The organism is Candidatus Glassbacteria bacterium (assembly GCA_019456185.1).
Taxonomy (GTDB): Bacteria; Gemmatimonadota; Glassbacteria; order GWA2-58-10; family GWA2-58-10; genus JAJRTS01.
In genome coordinates this window covers 1-10,546 of record VRUH01000088.1, presented here as the reverse complement: position 1 = coordinate 10,546, position 10,546 = coordinate 1, and the positions used below count along the sequence as shown (strand labels likewise).

General features: G+C 61.0%; 7 protein-coding genes. All 7 read right to left on the bottom strand.

Annotation, left to right across the window (positions count from 1 at the left end; all coding sequences use genetic code 11):
- The coding region (locus tag FVQ81_17450; protein MBW7998317.1) for a VCBS repeat-containing protein at positions 1–909 on the bottom strand (909 nt) is incomplete at its 3' end.
- 11 nt (positions 910–920) lie between these two features.
- On the bottom strand, positions 921–2,618 hold the full coding sequence (locus tag FVQ81_17445) for a hypothetical protein (GenBank protein ID MBW7998316.1): 1,698 nt from the start codon (positions 2,616–2,618) through the stop codon (positions 921–923).
- Between the two features lie 322 nt (positions 2,619–2,940).
- On the bottom strand, positions 2,941–4,575 hold the full coding sequence (locus tag FVQ81_17440; protein MBW7998315.1) for a hypothetical protein: 1,635 nt from the start codon (positions 4,573–4,575) through the stop codon (positions 2,941–2,943).
- Positions 4,575–5,171: an RNA polymerase sigma factor gene (locus FVQ81_17435; protein ID MBW7998314.1), complete on the bottom strand. Its 597-nt coding sequence runs from the start codon at positions 5,169–5,171 to the stop codon at positions 4,575–4,577. Before FVQ81_17435 ends, FVQ81_17440 begins: the two co-directional genes overlap by 1 nt.
- Before the next feature lie 359 nt (positions 5,172–5,530).
- On the bottom strand, positions 5,531–7,339 hold the full coding sequence (locus FVQ81_17430; protein ID MBW7998313.1) for a DUF4091 domain-containing protein: 1,809 nt from the start codon (positions 7,337–7,339) through the stop codon (positions 5,531–5,533).
- 48 nt (positions 7,340–7,387) lie between these two features.
- Positions 7,388–9,115, bottom strand: coding sequence for a gamma-glutamyltransferase (gene ggt / locus FVQ81_17425; GenBank protein MBW7998312.1), 1,728 nt, complete (start codon positions 9,113–9,115; stop codon positions 7,388–7,390).
- Between the two features lie 21 nt (positions 9,116–9,136).
- The coding region (locus tag FVQ81_17420; protein ID MBW7998311.1) for a hypothetical protein at positions 9,137–10,546 on the bottom strand (1,410 nt) is incomplete at its 5' end.

Sequence of the window (10,546 nt, the reverse complement as noted above, 5' to 3'; positions counted from 1 at the left end):
CAGCGAATGGTAGGGTCCCCTGATCGTGGAATCTCCCGCGGAGAGCAGGCAGGCCTGCCAGCTTTGCGAGACCGGGTCGGCCGGACAGCGGAACCAGGCGACCCTGGCCCCTGATATTTCTCCCTCGGCCAGGACGACGTCCAGCCGCCCGTCGCGGTCGATATCCGCCACCGCGGCCTGACTGGCGTGGTCCCAGTCCTCGATCCCGGCTATCTGGTGCGGTTCCCAGCCCCCGCCGGAGCCGTCGTTTTCCAGCCAGATATCGCTGCGCACGATGTCGACATCCCCGTCACCGTCAATATCGGCGACCGCCAGGCCACTATGCACGAAGTTACCGATTTTGACTTTCGTCCATGGACCGGCGGGGTTTTCAGCGATCAGGTAGTAGCGCAAATCCTTGGTTTCCGAACGGGTGACTCCCTGCATCTCACCGGCCATCGTGACAATCTCGGCCATCCCGTCGCCGTTCAGGTCCGCGGCGACGATATCATGGACCGAACGCAGGCCGGGATCGAAAACGTGCTCCACCCACAGGCTGTCGAAAGAACCGGCCGGGTTGCGGAACCAGCTTCCGCCGGCCACCATGTCAGCCCAGCCGTCGCGGTCCACGTCCAGCATCACTCCGCCCACATCCGAGGGAGACAGCTCGGCTATCCCGTGCCTGGCCCAGTCGCCGGCCTCCCTGAACTCGAACCAGACAACCGCGCCGCCGCGCCTGCCGGTGATGAAATCCAGGTCTCCGTCACGGTCGATATCGCACAGGGCGGTCTGACCCCAGGCGTCGCCTTCCAGCTCCCGCTGGATGAAATGGTGGCTGAACCAGCTCCGGCCGGAAACGGTTCGGCGTTCCGCTCCGGAACAGGAGAGGACAAGAAGAACTATTGGAATGATTAGCTTTGCACAAGACACGGGCGGGCTCCTCAAAACTCCGGTTTGTACTCGATGACGGGCGGCCCGGCCAGGTCGAAAAACCAGGTGACGTCCCGCAGTTCACCAGAAACATCGTCTTCCACTTCGAGCTGCAGGCGGTAACTGCCGGGTTCGAGGTTCGCAGTATTGACGACGAAATATTCGCTGATGTTCTTCTGCCCCCTGTCCGCCGACCGCTCGAAAAAGAGGCTGAGGCTGTTGGCCCTGTTTTCGGACCAGCGCTTGAGCCGTTCCGCGTTTCCGCTGAAACTATCCTTGTCGCTGTGGTCCTCGGGCGGAACCCTGCTGACGGTGATCATCTCGCTGTAGGTCCGTTCTCCGTCCCGCGATGGTTTGAGGCCGTAGATCTCGTAATAGACCGAAACCTCCTCGCCGGCGGTGAAGATCAGCGAGGGCCGGGGCAGGAGGCCCTCCCGCGATCGGTTCCGGATAGTTTCATCGATATCCTGCGGACTGCCGAAGATTATCCCGCTCAGATTGAGCGAATCTTTGGCGAACGCCCTGATAACCATGCTGTTGCGGATAACCGGGTGTTCCGGGTTGAGGTCCATACGCATGGCGCAGTAGTAGATGCCCGGCTCGACAGCCAGCCGGTTGACAGCCACCCAGTGCGAATTTTCCCCGAGGGTCATTTTCCGGGCCGGGGACTTGGAAATAGTCACCTGGTTCCAGCTTGTATCGAACAGGGCTACCACCGCGCCGGGTTCGCCGAGCACTTCCAGGCTGTCGGCCGGAAAAGACTGATAGAATTCCAGGACCACCGAATCCGCATCACCCTTGAACTCGGCAGCGTAATAATGCTGATAATCGTTCTCTTTTTCGGCGAGCACGGATTCGCTCTGCAACGCGTTCTCGACATCGGCGCTGCCGCCGGGCACCGCGATAAAGCTGTCCGACCCCGGCAGGCCCTCGAAAGTGAACGATGCTCCGCCGTAGAACCAGGTCTCAAGTTCCCTGTTGGATTCCCGGGCTGTGCCTTGGACTATCCGGTTGGGCGGACCGTGCCTGAGATAGAGCAGCCCCCGCGAGTCCAGCTCATAGCTGGAGGGCCGTTTGAATTCCGGCTTGGGCTGCTGGAACGGGAAATCCACCAGCGGCGCAGTGGGATTGAACTGCTGGGGTTGGCCTGCGCCGTGGTTCCGGGACCGTCGCGGTGAGCCGTATACGGGCCCCGAATAGCTTTTTTGCGCCTCGAGCAGACGGATATAATGGGTGATCAGCCGCGGGTTGGTCATATCGATCGGGTCCGGGTCGCGGCTGCGCCAGAATTTTCTGAGGAAAGACGCTTTGCTCTGAGGCGAATCGAGATTTTCCCATTGCTGGGCCTCGACCGGAGTGAATATCGGAGCGGTATCATTGAGCAGGGCGGCAAAGTCGTCATCCGTCAGGCTCGTCTCAAGCACCTGCCAGTAACCGTCATCAAACGCAACCGTATCCCCTTCCTCCAGGTACCAGCGCGCTCGCAGCAGCATCCGCTCAGTCCGATGGTAGTCCGGGTGCTGCGCGGCAAGTTCCTCCAGAGCCAGCCTGGCTCCGGGCTGATTACCGTTAATCAGGCGGTAGCGGGCGCCGCTGAGCAGGTCGGCGGCGGCAGTCGTGTCCCGGGAAAGCGATTCGGTGCCGGGAGCTAGATTCGATTGCGCTTGAACGGGCAGGGGCTTGACAGGGGAGAGAAACAGGGCGGCCACGATCCAAAGAGAACGCCGGGAAATGAATTGGAAATGTGATAAGCCGCCTGGTTCCATAGGTCCCCTGGTATCATGGCGTGAATGAGAAATTAATTTCCGTAAAGGACAGAAAATAATATAGATTCTTCGCAAACCGAATACAATTAAAATGCAATGACGGGTAAGCCGAGGTCCCTGTCAAAAAGACGACAACAGTGGCGGAGCGTTGGAAAGCTGCGGGATTGGCCGGTTTGGCAGAAAGTGGCGGGGAGAATCTATCCCCGCTAAAAAAGAAAAAGCCGCTCGGCGGATATTGCACATCGCCAAGCGGCTTTTCTGCTTGCTATTCGGAAATCATCACCAGCTTGTCCACCAGGGCGAAAAGTTCTGCGTCATCCAGAGTGGTGTTGGTCGTCAGCGTGCACCAGGTTCCGGATGGTGTCTCGACAAGGTATCCCTGCCTGCCTTCACCAGGTTTGTCACGCAGGGTGGCAAACGAGGCGCTCAAGCCGATATTAGCCATCCAGCGGCTTCTCTCCTGATCCATGCCGTAGAGTTTAAATCCGTCCCGGCTGGTGTGCAGCAGCTCGAAATGTTCCTTCTGCCGGGCATAAAAGGAATTCATTTTCGCCTGGCCGAACACGATGTGGCACCCTCCCGGCTCGGCCCGGAACGAGGTGCTGAACATTGCACCCCCACCCATAACGTTGAAAAGGCGAAGAAAAGTGATATTTTTCTCCAGGCTCCAATCAGGATCGTCGGAAAGAGCGTAGATTGGAAAATCGCTCAGCTCCAGCATATCGGCGCGGCTGATATTGGATCTGATCACGTCCATTTCCAGTTTCAGCCCGAATTTTTCAGCCGTCCCGGAATCAATTGTCTTGAGTCCGTCGAGTCTCCACGGAACCCGGTTGTCCGCTGTTTTTTCCACGGTCGGGTAGCGTGTGATGATCGCCGACTCCCCGCGCATCATGAATTCGCTCTCGGCAATCGTGTTGTCGGACATCCGTATCTTGTACAGGATGTAATTATTTATTTCACCGTCCGGCCCGGGCAGCCCATCCACCCTGATCACTCGGACCGGCTCGCCGGTGGCGAGTGTGTCCTCGCCGACAACAGTCGGAACTCTCCCGGTCTCTTCGATTCTCTTGCTCACCAGACTATCCCAATTCGCAGTCATCGCCATACTCTCGACAAGCGAGATCGGCGATTTGAAATCAGGCGCCACAGGCAGAGTCGAAGGTTCCGCGCGGTTGTCGTCCTGCATCGCCAGGGAATATATCCGCGACCCATCGTACGAGTTGGCGAATATCACGCCTGAGTCATGGCTGATCGACTTGACGAACCGTTCGGTGACTGGATCGTACCAGAGTTCCTCGCGAATCACGTACGATTGGCCTGGCTCGGCGGCGGTCATCACCCTGTTGTGCTGCAACTCTCCATCAGGCCGGACAGAGACAAACCCGGTCCATCTGCTGGCGGCAACTCTTGGGTCTGATACAGGGGGAAGCACGTGATCGACAATCAGGTGAGTCGTGCCACGAGAATAAATCATCTCCTGCTGGGCGGCCATCGCCTCGCTGACCAGACTGATCAGGTGTTGAGGGTTATCAGGGTCCAGGCGGTCGCGGAACAAGCCGCCGGGGGCGAGAATTGAAACCGCGGCCACTAGCAACAAAACTGCCGCGGCGGCTACCAAGGGTTTGAACCAGCGGCGGGAAGTCACCCTGCGGGCATCCGTGCTCCTGCCGGCGATACTGTCGAAATTTTCAAGCCGTTCCATAATCCGCTCCTTGAAATTGTCCGATGGGGCGATCCGGACCGCTGGAGTCAGCCGGTTCACGGTTCGCTGCCAGTCATCGAAAATCCGGGAGCATTGCGCGCAAGCTTCCGTGTGCTCTATCATTTCATCCCGCAGCGGGCCGGGCCGCAGGTCGAACATCGCTGAGATGTTTTTTCTGAACTCTCTGCAATCCATCACTCAACCTCCTCGAGCGCGGAGATTTTCTTTCTCAACTTGCTGATGCCGTAATGGAACCGCGATTTCGCAGTCGGCAATTTGATATCGAGCGTCCTGGCGATTTGAATGAAGCTCAACTCATCTACAACTCTCAGCCGGATCACTTCGGCCTGACGGCGCGGCAGAGCCTGCAGCAGACCCTCGATTCGCTCCAGTTCGGCCAGCGCTTCCCGCTCGGTCTGTCCGGCCCCGTCGATTACCGCGAAAGCGCCTTCCTGAGTGTACTTTCTCCGTATCATGTTTTCACGACGGTAAAGATCGGTGCAGGTATTGGCCGTCATCCTGTACAGGTAGGCTGCCACACCGGTTTTCCCTCGTCGCTTGTGCCAGATAGCGAACGCTTTGACCAACACGTCCTGCACCACGTCCTCGGCGTCGGCCAGGCAATGCAACCGTCGAAACGCGTAGCGCACCAGTGGACGGATCATACAATCCACCAGGTTTTCGTACTCGCCCGAAGTTTCCGGCCAGGTGTCCGGCCATTGGCCGGATGAACTCGAGGCTGCGGATTCATTTTGCCGGTCTGCTGTTTCGCGCGACTTAGTCTCCGCCAACTGAAAGTCTCCCGGGGGGAGTTCAACCAGAAGCCGTAAAGATCAAATGTAATGTCGAAAGCGGTTCCACTGGTAACTACGAATGAGCCGCCGGAAAAGATTTATAAAATCAGATTCGAGTTTTCACGAGAAAGGCCAAAACCTCGGGAGCCCCCGGCCGGGCCGGCAGGTTGAGTGGACCGGGAGGGATGAGTCGAGATCAACGTTGGTACTGAGTCTGGCGGTTCGTTCAATATCGGCCCGGTGAGCGGCTGACGCCGCTGAGCGCGCCCCGCCGGGCGCATTACATGCGCTCCGGCCTTACACTGGCCGGCTGTGCCGCAGGCCCAGCCGGCGGGGCGCGCCCGGGGGCCCAGGTCTCAGAGGTTCTCGCGGATTTTTTCGGTTACCCAGTCCCGCAGCTCTTCGACATCGTCGTTTTCGGTGGTGAGAAAGAAATCGGTGTCGGAGAAGACCCGGTTGTCCTGGAAGATACCATCGAACAACGCGTGCTGGCGGCGACGGATTTCCTCCCGAAGTTTTTCCCAGCGGGCGGGGTTTTGCGGTCGGACGAGGTTTTCCAGCGTACGAAGGTAGCGGACGTCATCGATCGCCTCGCGCGCCGCCTCGATCGCCAGGGTGCGCACCGGTTCCACTCCATCGACACTGGGGTAGACCGCCACCCAGTCAGCATCGCTTTGGGCCGGGCCGCCAACCTGCTCGCCGCGTCCGTCGAAATCGCTCCACGGGTTGTTGATATAGTAGTTCCAGCACCAGAAAAACATCACTTCGCTCTCGTAGTACGCCGGTACCTGGCCGTAGATCAGCCGGTTTTTGCCGAACGACTGGTCGGCGCAGATATTCCCGTAGCTCCAGAATCTTTTACCATGATTTTCCGCGAGTTTTTTTATGTACTCTAAGTCCCGGTTGGCCACCATGATGTCACAGCTCTTGAGCAGCGGGCCGGGGTCTTTCTGCGGCTCGAAAAAGACGCCGTAGACCGGGATATCGGGGAAATGCTTCTTGACCAGATGGTACTTGTAGGGATGGTAGGCCATGATAAACTTGGTCGGCTCATCATGGATCAGCAGCGCCAGTTCGGGCCAGCCGGCGGCTTTAGCGTGGTCGAGAATAACCCCCAGGCCCTCGAGCCAGATTTTCTCCCAGCGCGGGTCCTTGAAGTCCATCATCGTCACCATCCGCCCGTCGAACATGCGCTCCATCAGCCGCAGGTCGAACTCTTCGGCCAGTGCCATCTCGTAGTGCCCAAGCCACGAGTTACCCAGACTGAGCACCAGCGGGCCTTCCATCCCGGCGGCCTGCATTCCCCGCACCATGGCGTCGTAGCTGGTGAAATCCATCTTTACCCGGCCGTTGTCGTTGAAAATCTCGATCTTGTGTGATCCCCAGAACCATTGCAGGGCGTCCATCCCGTATCGCTTCATGAACTCGAATTCGCCGGAGGCCAATTTATTGCCCGACAGGAAGGCGCCGAATTTAGGCAGGTTTTTATCGGTCAGCGTGAACGGCAGGACCTCGATTTTCAGCGGGACAATCAATTCCCGTCCGTTGGAGTCGGTGAAAGCGACCGCCGCCTCGTAGGTGCCGGCTGGTGTGCCGGGCGGGACACTGACGGTCAGCCAGTACAGGCGGCTGGCACCGGCTTTGATCGCGTACTGCGAGGCGGGCCTGATAAATACCGGGTAGCGGACATAGCTCAGGGTGGGCCAGGTGTGGGGATTCTTATCGCGGTACTGCACCGGATGAAACAGGACATCCTCCACCACGGCGGCCTCGCGCAGCCAGGCACTGCGTCCGCCGGCCACGGCCACTCGCGCTCCGACAGCGATCCCCGCGACATCGCGCAGGGCGTAGATACTGATCGGTTCGCTCTCGATCTCGCCAGGCGTGGCGACAATGCGCAGAGTGCCGAGAGCCTCGTCTGGAGCGGGCTTGCTGTTGGGCAGGACCTCGTAGTTGCGGTCGCGATGGTAGGCCAGCCAGCCGCGGGCCAGCTCATCAGAGTCCGGGATCAGCGTATCGGCCTGCACCGGCAGAAAACGCTCGAACGCGCCGAGGTTGAGCAGGTGCTGTTCGTAGTCGGCGGCCACGGGAAGGTCGCCGCGCTGGGCGAGCAGCGATGAGCTGGCGATCAACGCAATGGCTGTCAGGCTGAATATGGATTTCATCTCGCAACTCCGGGAAGACGTGGGTGAGATAATATGGTGTTCAGCATTTTACTCAGTTTTTGGATTGCCATCCCGTCCCGTCCCGGCGCCCGCGCCCACCCCATCGGCCCAACCGGTCAGCCAGAGGTCCGGCAGGGCCATAATCGCGCTGGCATTGCCCAGCTGTTCCTGCACGCTCAACTTATAACCCATCGCCCGCAGCCGCCTGGCTGTCTCAGTGCCGAACGTGCCCGGCTCGTGGTAGAGGATGTCCGGTAAATGCTGGTGATGGAACCGGGGGGCGTCCACCGCCTGGCGGACGTTCATCCCGAAGATGGTGGCGTTGAGGATAATCTGCAGCGTGACCGTAATAATCCGCGGGCCGCCCGCTGCGCCTGCCACCAGGAACAGCTTCTCGCCGCCGTCCGGCACCAGCTTGGTTACAATCGTCGGTGTCATGCTGGAGAGCATCCGCTTGCCCGGCTCGATAAGATTGGCCACTCCCTGCACCAGGCCGAACATGTTCGGCCTGCCCGGCGCGACCGTGAAATCGTCCATCTCGTTGTTAAGGAAAAAACCCGCGCCCGGCACCACCCAGCCGTTGCCGTAGCCTCCGTTGAGCGTGGTGGTGATCGCCGCCGCCCCGCCCATGCTGTCCACCACGCAGTAGTGAGTTGTTTCCGGGTGCTCCGGAGCGCCGTGGCCCGCGCTCCCGCTGGCGCCCGCCCGCCCGAGCGGTATTCGCCGCCGCCGGCTGTCGAGATACTCCGGAGACAGCAGTCCGGCCAGCGGCATGTCCGTGAAATCCATGTCCCCCAGCCAGTGGTTGCGGTCGGCGTAGGCCAGGCGTTCGGCTTCCACCAGTCTGTTGGCGTAGGCTGCGCTGTTATGGCCCAGCTCTAGCAGACCGAACGGCTCCAGCAAGCCCAGCACCTGGCCCAGCACGATCCCGCCGGAGCTGGGCGGTCCCATCGAAAAAACGCGGTAATCCCTGAAGCTGAATGTCACCGGTGGGCGCACCACGGGCTGATATGCCGCCAGGTCGTCATGGGAGATCAGGCCGCCTTCGCGCTCCATCAGCGCCACCAGGCTGTCGGCCACCCAGCCGGTGTAGAACCCGTCGCGGCCCCTGGCCGCTAGTTCACGAAGAGTGGCGGCCAGCCCCGGCTGACGGAACAGCGAGCCGGGAGCGGGGATTTGTCCGTCCGGGTAAAGGACGCGGGCGGTGGACTGAATCCCGCCCAGCCACGCCCTGTTAGCGACCAGGCCCTCGTGGAAATCGTGGCTCACCGGGAAACCCTGCTCGGCCAGACGGATCGCCGGGGCCAGCACATCCCCGCGCGTCAGCTTACCCGATCCCCAGCGGCGGTGAATTTCCAGCAGCCCCGCCACGCTGCCCGGCACGCCGCTGGCCAGCAGGCCGCGGCGGCTTAACTCGGGGACCGGCTCGCCATCGCTGTCCAGGAACATCCCGTAGCTGACCGCCGACGGTGCTTTCTCGCGGAAATCCAGCGTGGCCACTGTGCCGTCGGCGGCGCGATAGACCAGGAACCCGCCGCCGCCGAGATTGCCCGCGTTGGGGTATGTCACCGCCAAGGCGAACCCCACCGCGGCCGCGGCGTCGGCTGCGTTTCCCCCGCGGGTGAGGATCTCGAACCCGGCGGCGGTGGCGTGCGGCTCCGCGCTGGCCACCATCCCGGCGGTCGAGTAGTCGGGGTAGTGACGGGCGCCGGGAGACACACCGGCCGCAGCCGGCAGAACCAGTGCCGCCAGGACAAATGGCTTTACTGTATTCATCCGCGCCTCAACGAATAAATGTCAGTCGAACAACAGGCCGAAAATTTCGCGCGCCGGGACAGTCGCGGTTACGGTCGTGATTCCCTCGCCGCGCTCCAGCTCGTAGTCGGCCCTGCCGGCGATCAGGCTGCACGGCGAACTTGTGTCCACCCGCACCCGGATCGTGTTTTTACCATGACCATAGTTCACACCCGCCACCAGCGTGCCCCTGCCTGTCGAGACAGTCACGTCCAGTTCGTCGTTCTTTTCCAGCACGCGGCACGAGTTGTCCAGCGAGTCCAGGATAAAACCGTCCACCAGTTCGCGATAGGACGCGCAGCTGATATCGTGGCCGAGGAATACCGGCAGGTAGAGCGTATTTTCGGTCAGGGCCGAGAGCGGATCGCCGCAGATACTGGTCCCGTGGGTCTGCGAATCAGTAGTCTCGATCCTGCAAAACCGGCCGGCGACCGATACATCGCGCTCGGGGTACGGTGAGAGGAAATCGAGTTCCCGGTAGCCCAGCTTTTCGCCGAGGGCTCCGGGCGGCTGTTCGCGGGCGAACAGATTTTCATCCACGATCGCGAACCGTCCGTCGGCGATCACCCGGCCCCCACCGGCGATAAACTCCGTCAGTTTTTCAGCCTCGCTGTCGGCCAGCACGGCCAGGGCAGGGGCGATAATCAGCTTGAGATGGCTGAAGTGCGGCTCGCCGAGATCTTGTGGCCGGAGCACAGTTGGGGTAACACCCAACCGGAACAGCAGGCGGTACCAGCCGGAAAAATTGGTGCGGTAAAACCCGCTCGGCTCGTCGGGAAGGATCAGATCCGTGAAACTGTCGGTCGTGCTACTGTAGAGAATACCAACCCCGTTGTCCACGATCTTTCTGGAGCGGAAAACCTCCGGGTGGGCGTTGAGTACTCCGGCCACGGCCTGCGCTCCGGCGGCTCGCTCGTTGGGGCTTCCGTCCTGGGCGGTCATCCCGCGGCCGGTGACCTGGAAACCGCGCCGGAACGGCCGCCATTTCCAGTACACAAGGCCCTCGATCCCGTGGATAAACGCCTGCCAGCTCCAGAGCTTGATCTCGTCGAACACGCTGCTGTCACGGGCCAGGGCGGTTTGGTTGTGGGTCTGCAATTCGCTGACCATCACCGGCACACCTTCCGGCGCGGCCGCCCGGCCGCCGTTGTAGATCTGGGCAATCGGGCAGGGGTCTGAGGCGATATGGATATCCCAGCTCTGCGGGTAGACGCTGAGCCCGAACACGTCCACCGCCCGGGCGGCTTTCCAGTCGTCGTTGCCCAGGCGGAAGTTGTCGAAACAGGTCATCGACCAACTGCTGTCGGCGATCAGCGGGTGGTGCGGATCGACCTCGCGGACCGCCTCGCCCCAGCGGCGGATCAGGCCGGCAACCGTGTCGGCGCGGAAGTCGAAAAAATCGAGCTGCGGCCG